General features: G+C 71.5%; 19 protein-coding genes. 14 read left to right on the forward strand and 5 right to left on the reverse strand.

Going from position 1 to position 15,532, the window contains the following annotated elements; translation table 11 throughout:
- Positions 1-76: 76 nt before the first annotated feature.
- The 3 genes from ACFVW8_RS01780 to ACFVW8_RS01790 all read right to left on the reverse strand — a co-directional run bounded on the left by ACFVW8_RS01780 (position 77) and on the right by ACFVW8_RS01790 (position 2,832).
- Positions 77-763: a DUF4232 domain-containing protein gene (locus ACFVW8_RS01780; protein WP_389685578.1), complete on the reverse strand. Its 687-nt coding sequence runs from the start codon at positions 761-763 to the stop codon at positions 77-79.
- A 194-nt stretch (positions 764-957) separates the two neighbouring features.
- A complete protein-coding gene (locus ACFVW8_RS01785) occupies positions 958-2,004 on the reverse strand; it encodes a LacI family DNA-binding transcriptional regulator (RefSeq protein ID WP_389685579.1) in 1,047 nt (348 codons plus the stop codon).
- A 24-nt stretch (positions 2,005-2,028) separates the two neighbouring features.
- The gene (locus ACFVW8_RS01790; RefSeq protein ID WP_389685580.1) at positions 2,029-2,832 is read right to left on the reverse strand and encodes a response regulator transcription factor; all 804 of its coding nucleotides are present in this window, start codon (positions 2,830-2,832) and stop codon (positions 2,029-2,031) included.
- A gap of 302 nt (positions 2,833-3,134) precedes the next feature.
- Here ACFVW8_RS01790 and ACFVW8_RS01795 point away from each other — a divergent pair, with 302 nt between their 5' ends.
- The 8 genes from ACFVW8_RS01795 to ACFVW8_RS01830 all read left to right on the forward strand — a co-directional run bounded on the left by ACFVW8_RS01795 (position 3,135) and on the right by ACFVW8_RS01830 (position 9,040).
- Positions 3,135-4,031 (forward strand): alpha/beta hydrolase family protein, encoded by an 897-nt coding sequence (locus ACFVW8_RS01795; RefSeq protein ID WP_389685581.1) that lies wholly within the window; start codon positions 3,135-3,137, stop codon positions 4,029-4,031.
- Positions 4,032-4,092: 61 nt separating this feature from the next.
- On the forward strand, positions 4,093-4,347 hold the full coding sequence (locus ACFVW8_RS01800; RefSeq protein WP_389685582.1) for a MoaD/ThiS family protein: 255 nt from the start codon (positions 4,093-4,095) through the stop codon (positions 4,345-4,347).
- Between the two features lie 10 nt (positions 4,348-4,357).
- Positions 4,358-5,836, forward strand: a complete 1,479-nt coding sequence (locus tag ACFVW8_RS01805; RefSeq protein WP_389685583.1) for a hypothetical protein — start codon at positions 4,358-4,360, stop codon at positions 5,834-5,836.
- 171 nt (positions 5,837-6,007) lie between these two features.
- The gene (locus tag ACFVW8_RS01810) at positions 6,008-6,697 is read left to right on the forward strand and encodes a DUF2993 domain-containing protein (protein WP_389685584.1); all 690 of its coding nucleotides are present in this window, start codon (positions 6,008-6,010) and stop codon (positions 6,695-6,697) included.
- Between the two features lie 378 nt (positions 6,698-7,075).
- The gene (locus ACFVW8_RS01815) at positions 7,076-7,183 is read left to right on the forward strand and encodes a putative leader peptide (protein WP_353962123.1); all 108 of its coding nucleotides are present in this window, start codon (positions 7,076-7,078) and stop codon (positions 7,181-7,183) included.
- 157 nt (positions 7,184-7,340) lie between these two features.
- Positions 7,341-8,186 carry a sulfurtransferase gene (locus tag ACFVW8_RS01820; RefSeq protein WP_389685585.1) on the forward strand — a complete coding sequence of 282 codons (846 nt, stop codon included), beginning with the start codon at positions 7,341-7,343 and terminating at the stop codon, positions 8,184-8,186.
- Positions 8,187-8,236: 50 nt separating this feature from the next.
- On the forward strand, positions 8,237-8,524 hold the full coding sequence (locus ACFVW8_RS01825; protein WP_018490348.1) for a DUF1416 domain-containing protein: 288 nt from the start codon (positions 8,237-8,239) through the stop codon (positions 8,522-8,524).
- Between the two features lie 156 nt (positions 8,525-8,680).
- On the forward strand, positions 8,681-9,040 hold the full coding sequence (locus tag ACFVW8_RS01830) for a DUF3099 domain-containing protein (RefSeq protein WP_389685586.1): 360 nt from the start codon (positions 8,681-8,683) through the stop codon (positions 9,038-9,040).
- A 51-nt stretch (positions 9,041-9,091) separates the two neighbouring features.
- Here the strand turns inward: ACFVW8_RS01830 and ACFVW8_RS01835 are convergent, their stop codons facing one another.
- On the reverse strand, positions 9,092-9,454 hold the full coding sequence (locus ACFVW8_RS01835; protein WP_389685587.1) for a DsrE family protein: 363 nt from the start codon (positions 9,452-9,454) through the stop codon (positions 9,092-9,094).
- Positions 9,455-9,829: 375 nt separating this feature from the next.
- Here ACFVW8_RS01835 and ACFVW8_RS01840 point away from each other — a divergent pair, with 375 nt between their 5' ends.
- From ACFVW8_RS01840 to ACFVW8_RS01850, 3 genes are all read left to right on the forward strand, one after another.
- Positions 9,830-10,402: an FABP family protein gene (locus ACFVW8_RS01840; protein ID WP_389685588.1), complete on the forward strand. Its 573-nt coding sequence runs from the start codon at positions 9,830-9,832 to the stop codon at positions 10,400-10,402.
- Positions 10,403-10,490: 88 nt separating this feature from the next.
- Positions 10,491-10,952: a Fur family transcriptional regulator gene (locus ACFVW8_RS01845; protein WP_389685589.1), complete on the forward strand. Its 462-nt coding sequence runs from the start codon at positions 10,491-10,493 to the stop codon at positions 10,950-10,952.
- A gap of 21 nt (positions 10,953-10,973) precedes the next feature.
- The gene (locus ACFVW8_RS01850; protein WP_389685590.1) at positions 10,974-11,939 is read left to right on the forward strand and encodes a YgfZ/GcvT domain-containing protein; all 966 of its coding nucleotides are present in this window, start codon (positions 10,974-10,976) and stop codon (positions 11,937-11,939) included.
- A gap of 28 nt (positions 11,940-11,967) precedes the next feature.
- Here the strand turns inward: ACFVW8_RS01850 and dtd are convergent, their stop codons facing one another.
- On the reverse strand, positions 11,968-12,417 hold the full coding sequence (gene dtd / locus ACFVW8_RS01855; RefSeq protein WP_389685591.1) for a D-aminoacyl-tRNA deacylase: 450 nt from the start codon (positions 12,415-12,417) through the stop codon (positions 11,968-11,970).
- 117 nt (positions 12,418-12,534) lie between these two features.
- On the opposite strand from dtd, the gene ACFVW8_RS01860 reads away from it, so the two are divergent.
- The 3 genes from ACFVW8_RS01860 to ACFVW8_RS01870 all read left to right on the forward strand — a co-directional run bounded on the left by ACFVW8_RS01860 (position 12,535) and on the right by ACFVW8_RS01870 (position 15,527).
- Positions 12,535-13,158, forward strand: coding sequence for an ABC transporter substrate-binding protein (locus ACFVW8_RS01860; protein WP_389685592.1), 624 nt, complete (start codon positions 12,535-12,537; stop codon positions 13,156-13,158).
- Positions 13,159-13,203: 45 nt separating this feature from the next.
- Entirely contained in the window at positions 13,204-14,187 is a 984-nt protein-coding gene (locus ACFVW8_RS01865; protein WP_389685593.1) for an asparaginase, read from the forward strand.
- A gap of 86 nt (positions 14,188-14,273) precedes the next feature.
- Positions 14,274-15,527, forward strand: a complete 1,254-nt coding sequence (locus ACFVW8_RS01870) for a GNAT family N-acetyltransferase (RefSeq protein WP_389685594.1) — start codon at positions 14,274-14,276, stop codon at positions 15,525-15,527.
- Positions 15,528-15,532: the final 5 nt, after the last annotated feature.

Here is a 15,532-nt window from a genome sequence, read left to right on the forward strand (position 1 = left end):
TGAGTACGCCCTGAGAAGCCCGGCAGAACCTCGTATGCCCGATATAAGGACCCGCCGGGCGAGGCTGGTGCCGGACCTACTTGCCGGAGCCGGTGTGGTAGCCGATGGGGTCGACGTAGACGTCGGGGGAGTGGCCGCTGCCGGCGGCGACGGTGATGGCCAGGTTGTCGAGATTCACGATCTCCGAGACCTTCTCGTTCGGCGGGGTGACGGAGAGCCGGGTGTAGGTCTTGTTGGAGCCGTCGGCGGCCGGGATGTAGCGCAGCAGGAACTGGGTCTCCTCGCCGGACCCGATGGTGACGGTCGACCCCGAGGTGTCGGTGCGGGCGGCCTCCGGCCCGGTGTCACCCAGGCCGTCGGGGCCCACGAGCTGCACACCCGGGAAGCCGTGCATGCTGCACTTGCCGGAGCCGGTGTTCTTCAGGTTGACGGCCAGCTGGTTCTTGTCCTCGGTGGCGGACGTGCTGAGTGCGAGGTTGTCGGTCTTGCACATGGCGGCCGATGTCGCGGACTGGGACGTGGAGCCGAGCGCGCTGCTCTTGCCGGAGCCGGAGCCGGAGCCGGAGTCGGCGGAGGACGGGGAACCCGACGTGGCCGAGGCCTGGCCGTCGGTGGAGCTGCTCGCGTCGGCGGAGCTGTTCGCCGAGGCGGACGAGGAGGTGTCGGCGGCGGCGCTCGATCCGTCGCTGCCGCCGCACGCGGTCAGCGAGAGGCCGGCAGCGGCGACGACGAGGGCGAGGGCGGACATCTTCTTGACGCGCATCGGAACTCCTGAGAAGCGGTGTGGGGGTGACGCCTGTTCCGGCTGAACGGGCGTGTCGCTTCATAGGACATCTATCGGCGGGCGAGACGTTGCGCGATGAATTGGATCAAGACGCCGCTGTGACATACGGGTCGACGCCTCGTTACGGGAAAGCGGAGGTAGGGGGACAGAGCACCCCGCCCACCTGGCCTTTCTCAGCCTCGCTGGGCTGCCGGGGGCTCCCCGCAACCGCAGGAGCGCCGCACCACGAGCGCCGAGGGGAACTGCTTCAGCCGCTCCCGCCGCGAGCCCGACACCCGCAGCGAGTCGTCGAGCACCAGGTCCACGGCCGCCCGGGCCATCGCCGGACGGTCCGAGAAGACCGTTGTGAGCGGCGGATCGGTCAGCCCGGCTTCCTTCACGTCGTCGAAGCCCGCCACCGCGAGCTCGCCCGGCACATCGATGCGCAGCTCGCGTGCGGCCCGCAGCACGCCGATGGCCTGGTCGTCCGTCGCGCAGAAGATCGCCGGGGGCCGGTCCGGGCCCGCGAGGAGCTCCAGTGCCACCCGGTAGGCGTCGTAACGGTTGTACGGGGCCTGGAAGAGCCGCCCCTCGGTCGAGCGGCCCGACTCGTGCATCGCCCGGCGCCAGCCCTCGACGTGGTCGGCGACCGGGTCGCCCACCACCGGGGTCGACTCCACGCCGCCGAGGCACGCCACGTACTCGTTGCCGTGCTCCAGCAGATGACGGGTGGCGAGCTGGGCGCCGCCGACGTCGTCGGTGACGACCGCGACGTCGTCGATCGCCTCGGGCCGCTCGTGCAGCAGCACGACCCGGGCGTCCCACGCCTCTATCTCGGCCGCGGCCCGCTCGCTGGGGCCCTGGCTGACCAGGATCAGCCCGGAGACCCGCATGCCGAGGAAGGCCCGCAGATAGTGGACCTCGCGCTCGTCGCGGTAGTCGGAGTTGCCGACGAGCACCATTTTCCCGCGCTCGGCGGCGGCCTGTTCGACCGCGTGCGCCATCTCCGCGAAGAACGGCTGCCGCGCGTCCGGCACGATCATCCCTATGAGATCGGTCCGCCGCGAGGCCATCGCCTGGGCGACCCGGTCGGGCCGGTAGCCCAGCTCCTTGATCGCGGCGAGTACCCGCTCGCGCGTGGCCGGGGCGACCGGCCGGGGTCCGTTGTTGATGACGTAACTGACCACTGCGGTCGACGTCCCCGCCAGTCTCGCCACATCGTCCCGCGTCACCTTGGCCACGCGCGGCAGTCTACGCGGATATACCTACCTCTTGGCAGGCCGGACCGGGGCTTCTTCCGGTACCTCGGCAACCTCCGGCTGCTCCGAACGGGTGAGGGATTCGGTCGTCGCGTTCGCGGCGGCGGCCTTGGCCTCCTCCGCGGCGGCCCGCTCCACCTTCTCCGGCGCGACGAAGCGGTAGCCCACGTTGCGGACGGTGCCGATGAGCGACTCGTGCTCGGGGCCGAGCTTGGCGCGCAGCCGGCGGACGTGGACGTCGACCGTCCGCGTGCCGCCGAAGTAGTCGTAGCCCCAGACCTCCTGGAGCAGCTGGGCGCGGGTGAAGACCCGGCCCGGGTGCTGCGCCAGGTACTTGAGCAGTTCGAATTCCTTGAAGGTCAGGTCCAGGACCCGGCCCTTGAGCTTGGCGCTGTAGGTGGCCTCGTCGACCGACAGATCGCCGTTGCGGATCTCCATCGGGGAGTCGTCGGACGTGATCTGCTGCCGGCCGGTGGCCAGCCGCAGCCGCGCCTCGACCTCGGCGGGACCCGCCGTGTCCAGCAGTACGTCGTCGATCCCCCAGTCCGCGGTGACGGCCGCGAGGCCGCCCTCCGTGACGACGAGGATCAGCGGACAGCCGGGTCCGGTGGACCGCAGCAGCTGACAGAGCGAGCGCACCTGGGGCAGGTCGCGCCGTCCGTCGACGAGGATGACGTCGGCACCTGGGGTGTCGACGAGAGCGGGGCCTTCGGCAGGCGCGACCCGCACGCTGTGCAGCAGGAGGCCGAGGGCGGGAAGCACCTCCGTCGACGGTTGGAGGGCATTCGTCAGGAGCAGCAGTGAACTCATCGCCGCCCACCTGCCTGGGTCGTCGGTCGATGATCGTGCACGGTTGGCTCGCCCATTACGTCGGTCCTCCTCGTTCCCTGCGAGAGGGGCACTCCCGGGCGGGGCCCGGGGGAGTATGCGGCACTGCTTCGTACGCTTATTCGTGTTGTTCCGTACGACGTTTCGTCATACGGGTTTTACCGGTGCGGCCCCGCGCCCAGGACCGCTGAGCTTGTCGAAACGTCGTCGTAACAACGTGCGGAAAGCACAAAAGGACCCGGGGGCTGCATTGCCCGGATCCTCTTCCCAGCAGAATAGCCCACATGAGTTCTGTGTCCGAGGGGCGATTTCGGAGTTCCTCTGTTCCCTTGATCACGCGCGGGCCGCTGCGGACCGCGTTGCGGGCCGATGACGGGGTCCTGATCGAGGCGGTGTACGACCCGTGTACGGGAGATGACGGCGCCGGCGCGGAAGCCGGTGACGCCGGTACGGCGATCGTCGTCGCGCACGGATTCACCGGTTCGGCGGACCGCCCGGCGGTGCGGCGTGCCGTGGCGGTGTTCTCCCAGCGTGCGGCGGTGATCACGTTCTCCTTCCGGGGGCACGGCGGCTCCGGCGGACGCTCCACGGTGGGCGACCGCGAGGTGCTGGATCTGGCGGCCGCGGTGGCCTGGGCGCGGTCGCTCGGGCACCGGCGCGTCGTTACGGTCGGGTTCTCCATGGGCGGTTCCGTGGTGCTCCGGCACGGGGCGCTGTATACGGATCCCGCGGCGGACGGCGGAGAGCTCCGGCCCGTTCCGGCGCGCGGGGGGCGCACAGAAGCGCACAAGGGGGCGTACGCGGATGCGGTGGTGTCCGTGAGCGCTCCGGCACGTTGGTACTACCGGGGGACGGCCCCGATGCGCCGCCTGCACTGGGTGGTCACCCGCCCGGCCGGCCGGCTGGTCGGGCGCTACGGCTTCCGGACCCGGATCGACCGGAACGACTGGGACCCGGTCCCGCTCTCCCCGGTCGCGGCGGTCCCGCTGATCGCCCCGGCGCCGCTGCTGATCGTGCACGACGACCGGGACCCGTACTTCCCGCTCGACCACCCGCGGATGCTCGCCGACGCGGCGGACGGGGCCGCTGAGCTGTGGCTGGAGCGCGGCATGGGGCACGCGGAGAACGCGGCGGACGAGACCTTGCTCACCCGCATCGCCGACTGGGCGACGGGCCGATGACGCCGTGAACGATGATGGACAGCCGATGCGTGAGCCGACGAGAGACGAGAGGAGCGCCGCCATGCCTGCGGGAACGATCCGTTACTGGGCGGCAGCCAAGGCCGCTGCCGGGACGGCGGAGGAGTCGTACAGGGCTGCGACGCTCAAAGAGGCGCTCGACGCCGTGCGCGAGCAGCACCCCGGTGAGCTGACCCGAGTGCTGCAAAGGTGTTCGTTCCTCATCGACGGTGACCCCGTCGGGACCCGGAGCCATGAGACCGTACGCCTTGCCGAGGGCGGCACGGTCGAGGTGCTCCCGCCGTTCGCAGGAGGGTGAACCGCAGACCATGAGCAGCAGCGATCAGCAGCAGCCGTACCCGCAGCAGCCGCAGCCGTACGGGGAGCAGCAGCCGTACGGCCAGCAGCCGCAGCCGTACGGGGACCAGGGACAGGGCCAGCAGGGCCAGGACCCGGCCGCGTACGGGCAGCAGCCCTACGGCGGCCAGGGGTACGGCGAGCCGCCCTACGGGCAGCAGACCCCGTACGCGGGTGACCCGGCCACGTACCCGCAGCAGGCGCCGCAGGGCACGTACGACCCGCAGCAGGCCGCCCAGCAGTCGTACGAGCCCCAGCGACCGTACGAGCCCCAGCAGTACCCCCAGGCTCCGCAGCCCCAGCAGGTGGCGCAGCACCGGTCCCCGCAGCAGCCCGGGGGCGACTGGCCGGCCGAGGAGCCGGCCGTCGCGCAGACCTGGGAGGGCCAGACCTGGGACACCCAGTACCAGCCCACGATCCAGCGGCGGCAGCCCGCGCAGCAGCAGCCCGCGCAGCCGCCGGTGCAGGCTGCCGGGCCGGCGCAGCCCGGCCGGCCCGTCCAGCAGTCCGCCGCCGACACCGCCTATCTGCCGCAGCAGGGTGCGTCCGGCGGCTATCCGCTGCCCCCGGAAGCCCCGTCCGCGCCCGGGGCCCCTGCCGCCCCGGAGGCCCCGTCCGCTGCCCCCGCCCCGGTGCCTGCCGCCACGCAGGACGACAGCGGGTACAGCGCGCCCACGACGCTGGGCAACAGCCGCATCACCGACGCCCAGCGCGCCCGCGCCGAGGGCCGTTCGCCGATCATCGCGCCCGGGATGCAGCCGGCCGCGATCACCGCGGGGCTCGGACTGCTGCTCGCGCTCGGCGCGGCCATCGGGTCCTACGCCCTCGTCGTCCCGCTGGTCCTGCTGCAGGCCGTGACCGCGGCCGGGTGGTTCCGGCTGAACGGCATGTGGCCGGCCCGGCAGGGCATCGCGCTCGCGTTCGCCGGCGGCCTCGTCGCCGATGTGGTGCTGCTGGCCGCGGGCCGGGAGCACGGCCCGGCCGCGAACCTCGGCACGCTCGGCGTCTGGGTGCTGCTCACCGTCGTCCTCCAGCTGCGCAGCCGGGCGGGCGCCGACGAGCGGATGCAGGGGCTGATGGCCACCGTCGCCTCGGCCGCGCTCGCGGTCCTGGCCGCCGGGCACCTCGCGGCGGTCCCGGACGCCGTGACGGTCGGCGGGGTCGCCGTGGCCCTCGCGGTGCTCGCGCGGGCGCTGCCGCTGCCAGGACCGGCCTCGGTCGTGGCAGCGCTGGTCGTCGCCGCGGGCGCCGGTGGAGCGGCGGGTGCCGTCACCGATCTGGGTGCGCAGGGCGCGCTGCTCGGCCTCGCGGCCGGTGTCTGCGCGCTGATCGGGCTGCGGGTGGCCAGCTACGACTACCCGTCACGCTTCGTGCACATGACCGCCGGAGTGGCGCTCCCGCTCACCGCGGCCGCCCCGGCCGTGTACCTGATCGGCCGCGCCATCTCGTAACCCCGCACGTCCCTTCGCACCTCCCGCCTCATGCGTCACAGTCGGGCCGAAGCCCTCCACGGGGAACCGATGGGGGGCTTCCGCTCGTCGATCACCCGGGACGTGACGTGTGGCCGCAGTAGGCTCACGGGCGCCAGCGGTCCGAACGGACGCGGTGGGGGAGGAACAGTCATGCGTGCACTGCGAATACTGCTGGTCGTCGTGGTGGTGCTGGCCGGCGTGTTCATCGCCGTCGACCGCGCGGCGGTGTATTTCGCCGAGTCCCAGGCGGCGGACCGGGTGAAGGTCTCCGGCGCGGAGATCGGCTCGACGGACATCTCGATCAAGGGCTTCCCGTTCCTGACCCAGGTCGCCGGTTCGGAGCTCGACGAGGTCGATGTGAAGATCACCGGCATCGAGACCAGCGCGGGCGGCCGCAAGCTCCGGATCAGCAGGATGGACGCCGACCTGCACCAGGTGCGGCTGACCGACGGCTTCTCCGGCGCCACCGCCGCACGGGCGACCGGCACGGCGCTCGTCTCGTACGCGGACCTCACCGAGGCGGCCAGCGAGGACGTCGCCGTCGAGTACGGCGGCAACGGCAAGGTGAAGGTGACCGGCGCGGTCAACATCCTCGGCCGTACGGTCTCGCGCAGCGTCCTGTCCACCGTCACCCTCGTCGACGGTCACACCGTCCGGGTGCACGCCGACAAGGTGCCGGGCGAGGGAATCCCCGGCCTGGAGGGCCTGGTGCGCGAGAAGACCGACTTCGAGCGCGAGGTCGGCGGACTGCCGAACGGTCTGAAGCTGCAGAAGATCGAGCCGACGGCCGCAGGCCTGGAGATCTCGGTGACCGGTACCGAGGTCGACCTCGCAGGCTGACCCGCCCGACGACCCGCCCGACGACCCGCCCGACGACCCGCCCGACGACCCGCCCGACGACCCGCCCGACGGATCGCCTGCGGCTCACCGGATGACCGATCGCCGCATCCCTCGCGGGATAACTCCCACCGCGACCGGGTAGTGGCCCAGCAGGATCGTCGTGCACCCGGTTCGCGTGCTGCACACGACCCCTCCCGGCCGTCGCGCCACATACTGAGACGGTCGCGTCCGTTCCGTAGATGCCCGACCGGCGCCACGCTCCCGGGATCGGCCCGGGGAAGGGCGCGACCTTCATCGAATCCCGCATGGTGGACGATCGCGTCTCAATGGGCGACACGGCGGTGACATGTCCGCCCGTACGTCCCTACGATCGGTCCCATGCAGTGCTCTATTAGCGGTCTCCCACAGCGGGGACGGGCGGATCTCACGAAGCGGCGGGCAGTGGACCTGTGCCGCGTCGCCGCCATGCTCTGTCGCACTGTCTGAGCGGGTTCTTCGATTTCCCGCATTCCCGGCCCTTCGACCGTTCGTCGGGGCCACCCCGATGCCTCTGTGCTCGCGCCGCACCGCACCGCGCTCCGTACATCCGCATCCCGCACCATCTCGCATCATCTCGCCGCAGACTGCCCCGGAGGAGAACAGAATGAGCCGCAGTGACGTCCTGGTAGACGCTGACTGGGTCGAGGCCCACATCGACGACCCGAAGGTCGCCATCGTCGAGGTCGACGAGGACACCTCCGCGTACGAGAAGAACCACATCAAGAACGCGATCCGGATCGACTGGACCAAGGACCTCCAGGACCCGGTCCGCCGCGACTTCATCGACCAGGCGGGCTTCGAGGAGCTGCTGTCCGGCAAGGGCATCGGCAACGACACCACGGTCGTCCTGTACGGCGGCAACAACAACTGGTTCGCGTCCTACGCGTTCTGGTACTTCAAGCTCTACGGCCACCAGGACGTCCGCCTGCTCGACGGCGGCCGCAAGAAGTGGGAGCTCGACTCCCGCGACCTGGTCGACGGCGAGCAGATCCCGTCCCGCCCGGCCACCCAGTACAAGGCCAAGCCGCAGGACGAGTCGATCCGCGCCTACCGCGACGACGTCGTGAAGGCGATCGGCACCCAGAACCTGGTCGACGTGCGCTCGCCCGACGAGTTCAGCGGCAAGCTGCTCGCCCCGGCCCACCTCCCGCAGGAGCAGTCGCAGCGCCCCGGCCACGTGCCGAGCGCCCGCAACATCCCGTGGTCGAAGAACGCCAACGACGACGGCACCTTCAAGTCGGACGACGAGCTCAAGGCCCTCTACGAGGACGAGCAGGTCGACCTGGCGAAGGACACCATCGCCTACTGCCGCATCGGTGAGCGCTCCGCGCTCACCTGGTTCGTGCTGCACCAGCTGCTCGGCCAGGAGAACGTCAAGAACTACGACGGCTCGTGGACCGAGTACGGCTCCCTCGTGGGCGTGCCGATCGAGCTCGGCGCCAACAAGTAACTCCGCACGACCCGGACCAGTACGACCCCCGACCAGAAGGACAGAACACCATGTGTGGAGCAAAGGCCGGCGGCCCCGACGCTTCGACGATCAAGCCCGGTGAGACCACCATCCAGGGCAGCGTGACCCGTGACGGCGAGCCCGTCACCGGCTACGTCCGCCTGCTGGACTCGACCGGTGAGTTCACCGCCGAGGTCCCGACCTCGGCGACCGGACAGTTCCGCTTCTACGCGGCCGAGGGCACCTGGACGCTGCGCGCCCTCGTCCCCGGCGGCAGCGCCGACCGCACGGTCGTGGCACAGACGGGCGGCCTCTCCGAGGTGGCCATCGCCGTCTAGGGGCTGTGCCACCGCTCCACCGATGACAGGCCGAAGGGCCGTACCCCTGGGGCTGGACGCCCTACTGAACCGGGGTACGGCCCTTCGCGCCGTCCGGACGTGAACCGGTGCGGTCCAGGACCGGCCGAGCGGCAGGATCGGGCCTACGCTGGAGACATGTACCGCCGACGCCGGCGCGCCTATTTCCTGCTGATGGGCGTATGCCTCGTCCTCTTCGTCTCGGCCTGGGCCTTCGTGAGGCTCTGGTCGATACCCGCCGCCATCGCGATGTGCGTGGTCGCGATGGTGATTCCGCCCGTCGCGGCGATGGTCGCCAACCGGAAGGGACCGGAGGACCGCTGGTGGGACGACCCCGCCCCGGGCACCGGGCCCCCGACGCCCCCGGCCCCGCCCCGGGACCGGCCTCAGCCGCCGCCCCGGTCCAGGACAAGGTCCGGGCCGGGCAAGGACGGACCGACCGGCGATCCGGAGTCCGACGAGTGGTGGGACGAGCTCGACGGCAGGAAGCGCCGGTGAGGCGCGGGCGGCACGCCCCACTCGGCCGGCGCGTCAGTATCAGCCGGCGCGTCAGTAGACGAGTGCCTGGACGCCGTCGGCCATGATCTCGCTGACGAAGACCTGGGCCCCCGCGATGCGTACGCCTTCCAGGACGTCCTGCTCGGTGATGTCGCGACGGGCCGCGCACTGGGTGCAGAGAGTGATCCGGCCGCCCGCCTGAATCGACTCGATCAGATCCGGCAGCGGCGCCGCATGCGGCAGTTCGAACTCGGCGGCCCGCCCCGGCAGGGCGAACCAGGCGGACTCCCCGGTCAGCCAGAGCGAGACCTCCACCCCACTGGCTACGGCCACCGCCGCCACCGTGAACGCCTGCGAGCAGCGCTCGGCGGAGTCGGCACCTGCGGTCACCTTGATCACGAGCTTCTTCTGCATGTGCCGAACTGTAATCCTCGGCCGTACGGCCTCGACGGCGCGTGGCGGGTCAGCCGGACGCGCGGGCGAGGGGAGCTTCGGGGCCGGTCCGGACCCGCCCCGCGGCAAACCCCGAACCGACGGGCCGGGCCCCCACCCATTAGGCTGGGACCCGGCCCGTACTGCTGCCATACCGCTCGTTCAAGGAGCCCCCGTGCTTGAGGCATTCTTCACCACCCTGCTGGTCCTGGTCTGTGTCGGCACCCTCGCCTTCGCCGGCGTGACCGTGAAGAAGCTGTACCAGGGTCAGCGCTAGCCACTGCGCTTCGCGCGGTACCGGTTCGCGGTGCCCCTCGCCTCCCCGTCCCCCCGCCTCACAGATCGTCTGAGCCGCTCATGATCGAGATTCCGTCCGACCTCCACCCGGACCTCGTCCCGCTGGCCTTCCTCCTGGGCAACTGGGCGGGCGCGGGCGTGTCCGACTTCCCCGGCGCCGAGAAGTGCAACTTCGGCCAGGAGGTCTCCTTCAGCCACGACGGCCGTGACTTCCTGGAGTACGTCTCGCACTCCTGGGTGCTCGACGCCAAGGGCGAGAAGGTCCGGCCGCTGGAGTCCGAGTCGGGGTACTGGCGCATCGACAAGGACCGCAAGGTCGAGGTCGTGATGGTCCGCGACCAGGGCGTCATCGAGATCTGGTACGGCGAGCTGGCCCACCAGAAGCCGCAGATCGACCTGGTCACCGACGCGGTGGCCCGCACCGCGGCCTCCGGCCCGTACAGCGGTGGCAAGCGGCTCTACGGCTATGTGAACAGCGACCTGATGTGGGTCGGCGAGAAGTCCACCCCCGATGTGGAGCTGCGGCCGTACATGTCGGCGCACCTGAAGAAGGTCGTCACCGCCGAAGACGTCGAGGCGATGGCGAAGAGCCTCGGGGACCTGCCGGACGACGGGATCGCGTTCTTCAAGTAGGCGAGCCAAGTAGGCGAGCGCTCATGGCTGAGCGCTCACTTCCTCACTCCGCTGGGGGCGGGCGGCCGCCGGACCTACACTGGGGCCTGTGGTGAGCACCGACTGGAAGACCGATCTTCGGCAGCGCGGCTACCGGCTGACGCCGCAGCGGCAGCTTGTCCTGGAAGCCGTCGACGCGCTGGAACACGCGACGCCCGACGACATCCTCTCCGAGGTGCGCCGGACCGCGTCCGGCGTGAACATCTCGACCGTCTACCGGACGCTGGAGCTCCTGGAGGAGCTCGACCTGGTCAGCCATGCCCATCTGGGGCACGGGGCCCCGACGTACCACCTGGCCGACCGCCACCACCACATCCATCTGGTCTGCCGGGACTGCGGAGACGTCATCGAGGCGGATGTCGACGTCGTCGCCGAATTCACCGAGAAGCTGCGCGGCACGTTCGGTTTCGAGACGGACATGAAGCACTTCGCGATCTTCGGCCGCTGCGCCGACTGCGCGGCCAAGGGTGCCGGGACGGCCGCTGAACCGGCTGCCGGGCCCAAGCTCTAGACCGAGTCGTACGCTGGTCGCATGAAGAGCCCCCTGCTGACCCTGCCCGGCGCCGTCCCCGCCGAGGGCCGCGACGAAGGCGTCGCCGCGCACTACGGCGACCTGTTCCGCGAGCAGCGTGCCCTCGCGAATGGTTCCGGCCTCGTCGACCTCTCGCACCGCGGCGTCGTCACCGTCACCGGGAGCGACCGGCTGGCGTGGCTGCACCTCCTGATCACCCAGCACGTCAGCGACCTCGCGCCGGGTCAGGCCACCGAGTCCCTGATCCTCACCGCGAACGGGCACATCGAGCACGCCCTGTACCTCGTCGACGACGGCGAGACCGTGTGGATGCACGTCGAGCCGGGCACGCAGGGCGAGCTGATCGCGTATCTGGAGTCCATGAAGTTCTTCTACCGGGTCGAAGTCGCCGACCGCACCGAGGACTTCGCGGTCGTGTATCTCCCGGCCGGTTCCATCGCCGGGGCGCCGGAGGGTGCCGCCGTACGGGAGACGCCGTACGGCCGCGATCTCTTCCTGCCGCGCGCCGGTCTGGAGACGTACGCGGCGGAGCACGGTCCGGCCGCCGGAGTGCTGGCCTACGAGGCGCTGCGCGTCGAGGGCCACCGCCCGCGCCTCGGTTTCGAGACCGACCACCGCACCATCCCGCACGAGCTGGGCTGGATCGGTACGGCCGTCCACCTGCAGAAGGGCTGCTACCGGGGCCAGGAGACGGTGGCCCGGGTGCAGAACCTGGGCAAGCCGCCCCGGCGTCTGGTCTTCCTGCACCTGGACGGCAGTGAGGTGCTGCTGCCCGGCCACGGCACTCCGGTGCGGCTCGCCGCGGACGGGGCCGAGGGCCGTCAGCTGGGCTTCATCACCAGCTCGGCCCGCCACCACGAGCTGGGGCCGATCGCCCTGGCGCTGGTGAAGCGGAACGTGGCGGTGGACGCGGAGCTGCTGGCGGGCGACACGGCGGCCGCCCAGGAGACGGTCGTCGAGCCGTAGGGCGTGTCCTGGGGCTCCGGCCGCCGGATCAGACCTCGACGACGACGGTGAACGGGCCGTGGTTGGTGAGCGAGACGCGCATGTCCGCCCCGAACCGGCCCGTCTCCACCTGGGCTCCCAGCGCCCGCAGCTGTGCGACCACCTCGTCGACCAGCGGCTCGGCGATCTCGCCGGGGGCGGCCGCGTTCCAGGTGGGGCGGCGGCCCTTGCGGGCGTCCCCGTAGAGAGTGAACTGCGAAATCACCAGAAGCGGTGCATTCACATCGGAGCAGGACTTCTCGCCCTCCAGGATGCGGACCGACCAGAGCTTGCGGGCGAGCTGCGCCGCCTTCTCCGAAGTGTCCCCGTGGGTGACTCCCACCAGCACACACAGGCCCTCGCCGACGATTTCACCGACCACGGCGGGTCCGCTGCCCTCGCCGTCCGCGTCGGTCACCGTGACGCTCGCACCGTCCACCCTCTGTACCACTGCACGCATACAGACCAACCTATCTTGGGCTGAACGGGTACAGAGCATCTCCACCGGCACCCTCGGAGTGGCACCATGCTCGGGAGGCGGTGCGCCGACGCACCGGTCGAGGGGATGGACACAAGCATGAGCACCCATGGAACCGGGCAGTCCCCGGGCACCGTGCCGGTCACGCGTGCCGGCGTCGACAGCAGCACGGGTACGAGTACGAGCACCATGCGCCCACCCGTGCAGCGGACCGGACACGGACCGGACGACGGTCCTGGCGCGCTCCCGCCCGAACTGGGCGCCCTGCGGCTGCCGGAGCTGCGCACACTGCGCCGCGACTCGCAGCGCGACGAGGCCGACCTCAGCTATGTGCGGCGGCTCGTCCAGGGGCGCATCGACATCCTGCGGGCCGAGCTGGCCCGGCGGCGGGACCCGGAGTCACCGGTGGTGGACCGGCTCTCGGAGATCCTCGCCGACACCCCGTCGCTGCACCGCTCCTCCGCCCGGCACGTCACGCTGAGCACGCCGCGCAGCGACGAGTACCGGCAGCTGGCGGCCGAGACCCTCGCCGAGGTCGAACTCTCCGACCTCGACGCCCGTACGGACGAAGAGCTGCACACGGCCATGGGGCGGCTGGTCCGCTACGAGCAGCAGGTCTCCCGGCGCCGTCACCGGCTGCAGCGCACCGCGGACGACTGCAGCGCGGAGATCGCTCGCAGGTACCGTGACGGGGAAGCACAAGTAGACGACCTGCTCGCCTGAGGCAATCCCTCCGGGGGCGGGTTCCGCCCGTCCCCGGAAGGCACCATGACCTCCAGCGCAGCTCCGTCCGCCCTGTCCGACCCGATACCCGTCCCGCCCGTGCTGGCCGAGGTCGTGCGATCCGGTTTCGTCGAGGGCCATCACCGGGGGTCGCTGGTCGTCCTGGCCGCCGACGGCAGCGTCGAGCTGTCCCTGGGTGATCCGGCGGCGCCGGTCTTCCCCCGGTCCTCGAACAAGCCGATGCAGGCCGCGGCGGTGCTGCGGGCCGGGCTCGACCTGTCCGGGGAGCGGCTGGCGCTGGCCGCCGCGAGCCACTCGGGCGAGGGCTTCCACCTCGCTCTCGTACGCAAGATGCTCACCGAGCACGGACTGTCGCCGGACGATCTGCAGACCCCGCCCGATCTGCCGCTCGACCCGGCCGAGGCGGAGACGTATCTCGCCGCGGGCCATGTCCGGGAGCGGATCACGATGAACTGCTCGGGCAAGCACGCGGCGATGCTCGCGGTGTGCGGACAGAACGGCTGGGACCCCGCCACCTATCTCGATCCGGCCCACCCGCTCCAGCAACTGGTCGGGCAGGTGGTCGAGGAGGCGGCGGGCGAACCGGTCGCGGCGGTCGGCACGGACGGCTGCGGGGCACCGCTGATGGCGATCTCGCTGGTGGGTCTCGCCCGGGCGTTCCGTACGTTCGTCACGGCGGCACCGGGCACGGCGGAGCGCCGGGTGGCGGATGCGATGCGCGCCCATCCCGAGTACGTGGCGGGGACCCGCCGCCCCGACACCTGGCTGATGCGCGAGGTGCCCGGCACGCTGTCCAAGATGGGCGCGGAGGCGGTCCAGGCGGTGGCCCTCGCGGACGGCAGGGCGCTGGCCTTCAAGATCGATGACGGCTCGACCCGGGCGCTCGGCCCGGTCCTGGCCCGTGTGCTGGGCCTGCTCGGTGTGGACGCCCCGGTGGTGTCGCGGATAGGCCGGGCGCCGCTGCTGGGCGGCGGCGCGGAGGTGGGGGAGATCCGGGCGGCGTTCTGACCGGCGTTCCGACCCGGGCGTACGGCACTCCCGGTGTGCGGGAAAACCGGGCGACAGTCCGATCCGCCGTGTCTAGCGTGGGGCGCATGACCAGCCTTGACGTCCGTACCATCGCCGAATCCGAGCTCCATGACTGGCTGCGCGCCCTGAACACCGGGTTCCTGCGCGCGCCGACACCGTCGGACGAGGAGGTGACGGGGCGTCTGCCGTATCTGGACATGGCGCGCGTGCAGGGGGTGTTCGACGCGGGGCGGTGCGTGGCGACGTTCCGCTCGTTCGCTCAGGAGCTGACGGTGGTCGGCGGCGCGACGGTGCCGGCCGACGCGGTCACCAACGTCACGGTGTCGCCCACCCACCGGCGTCGCGGGCTGCTCTCGCGGATGATGGCCACGGACCTGGCGGCGGCCAAGGAGCGCGGCGATGTGGCGGCCACCCTGATCGCCGCCGAGTACCCGATCTACGGGCGGTACGGGTTCGGTCCCGCGGCCTGGACCACCGAGTGGGAGATCGACGTCCCCCGGACGGGCCTCGATCCGCGCGGCCGGGTCCCGTCGGCCGAGGACGGCGGCCGGATCGACCTCGTGGACGCGCCGGAGGTGCGCAAGCTGGGCCCGGCGCTCCATGACCGGCTGCGGGGCCGGCAGCACGGGGCGGTGAGCCGCGGCGAGCGCTGGTGGGACCTCGTCACCGGTGAGGTGCTCTTCCCGCACGACAGCTGGACGGAACCGTTCTACGCCGTCTACCGCGCTGCGGACGGCAGCGTCGACGGGCTGCTGATCTACCGCGCCGACGACCACTGGGGCGACGCGAAGCAGCCGCTGAACCGGGCGACGGTGCGCAGCATGATCGCGGTGACCCCGGCGGCGGAGCGGGCGCTGTGGCACTTCCTCTGCTCGGTCGACTGGGTGACCACGGTCCGCACCGGCAACCGCGCCCCCGACGACCTGCTCCCCCTGCTTCTCCCCGACCCGCGTGCGGCCCGTGTGGTGACGCACGCGGACTTCATGTGGGTGCGCGTCCTGGATGTCGTACGCGCCCTGGAGGCCCGCACCTACGCGGTACCCGGCTCCCTGGTCCTGGACATCCACGACGCCACCGGCCTCACCGCGGGCCGCTTCCACCTGGACGCCTCACCGGACGGCGCCACGTGCACCCCGACGACGCGTTCCGCCGATCTCGCCATGGACGTACGCGAGCTGGGCACGCTGTACCTCGGCGACGAGTCGGCCCAGCGGCTGACGGCCCTGGGCCGCGTCGAGGAGCTGGCCCCGGGCTCGGCGGCACTGGCGGACGTGGTGTTCCGGGCGGGGCGGCGGGCTTGGTGCCCGGATGTGTTCTAGGGCGG

The sequence above is a fragment of the Streptomyces sp. NPDC058221 genome (assembly GCF_042882365.1).
In the GTDB taxonomy this organism is placed as follows: domain Bacteria; phylum Actinomycetota; class Actinomycetes; order Streptomycetales; family Streptomycetaceae; genus Streptomyces.

What these genes read in the sequence shown, in the direction of transcription:
- ACFVW8_RS01800 (WP_389685582.1), top strand. Translation starts at nt 4,093, where the DNA reads ATGCCTGCGGGAACGATCCGTTACTGGGCGGCAGCCAAGGCCGCTGCC.
- ACFVW8_RS01825 (WP_018490348.1), top strand. Translation starts at nt 8,237, where the DNA reads ATGTGTGGAGCAAAGGCCGGCGGCCCCGACGCTTCGACGATCAAGCCC.
- ACFVW8_RS01850 (WP_389685590.1), top strand. Translation starts at nt 10,974, where the DNA reads ATGAAGAGCCCCCTGCTGACCCTGCCCGGCGCCGTCCCCGCCGAGGGC.
- ACFVW8_RS01795 (WP_389685581.1), top strand. Translation starts at nt 3,135, where the DNA reads ATGAGTTCTGTGTCCGAGGGGCGATTTCGGAGTTCCTCTGTTCCCTTG.
- ACFVW8_RS01820 (WP_389685585.1), top strand. Translation starts at nt 7,341, where the DNA reads ATGAGCCGCAGTGACGTCCTGGTAGACGCTGACTGGGTCGAGGCCCAC.
- ACFVW8_RS01865 (WP_389685593.1), top strand. Translation starts at nt 13,204, where the DNA reads ATGACCTCCAGCGCAGCTCCGTCCGCCCTGTCCGACCCGATACCCGTC.
- ACFVW8_RS01840 (WP_389685588.1), top strand. Translation starts at nt 9,830, where the DNA reads ATGATCGAGATTCCGTCCGACCTCCACCCGGACCTCGTCCCGCTGGCC.
- dtd (WP_389685591.1), bottom strand. Translation starts at nt 12,417, where the DNA reads ATGCGTGCAGTGGTACAGAGGGTGGACGGTGCGAGCGTCACGGTGACC.
- ACFVW8_RS01870 (WP_389685594.1), top strand. Translation starts at nt 14,274, where the DNA reads ATGACCAGCCTTGACGTCCGTACCATCGCCGAATCCGAGCTCCATGAC.
- ACFVW8_RS01815 (WP_353962123.1), top strand. Translation starts at nt 7,076, where the DNA reads ATGCAGTGCTCTATTAGCGGTCTCCCACAGCGGGGACGGGCGGATCTC.
- ACFVW8_RS01835 (WP_389685587.1), bottom strand. Translation starts at nt 9,454, where the DNA reads ATGCAGAAGAAGCTCGTGATCAAGGTGACCGCAGGTGCCGACTCCGCC.
- ACFVW8_RS01810 (WP_389685584.1), top strand. Translation starts at nt 6,008, where the DNA reads ATGCGTGCACTGCGAATACTGCTGGTCGTCGTGGTGGTGCTGGCCGGC.
- ACFVW8_RS01805 (WP_389685583.1), top strand. Translation starts at nt 4,358, where the DNA reads ATGAGCAGCAGCGATCAGCAGCAGCCGTACCCGCAGCAGCCGCAGCCG.
- ACFVW8_RS01860 (WP_389685592.1), top strand. Translation starts at nt 12,535, where the DNA reads ATGAGCACCCATGGAACCGGGCAGTCCCCGGGCACCGTGCCGGTCACG.
- ACFVW8_RS01830 (WP_389685586.1), top strand. Translation starts at nt 8,681, where the DNA reads ATGTACCGCCGACGCCGGCGCGCCTATTTCCTGCTGATGGGCGTATGC.
- ACFVW8_RS01790 (WP_389685580.1), bottom strand. Translation starts at nt 2,832, where the DNA reads ATGAGTTCACTGCTGCTCCTGACGAATGCCCTCCAACCGTCGACGGAG.
- ACFVW8_RS01780 (WP_389685578.1), bottom strand. Translation starts at nt 763, where the DNA reads ATGCGCGTCAAGAAGATGTCCGCCCTCGCCCTCGTCGTCGCCGCTGCC.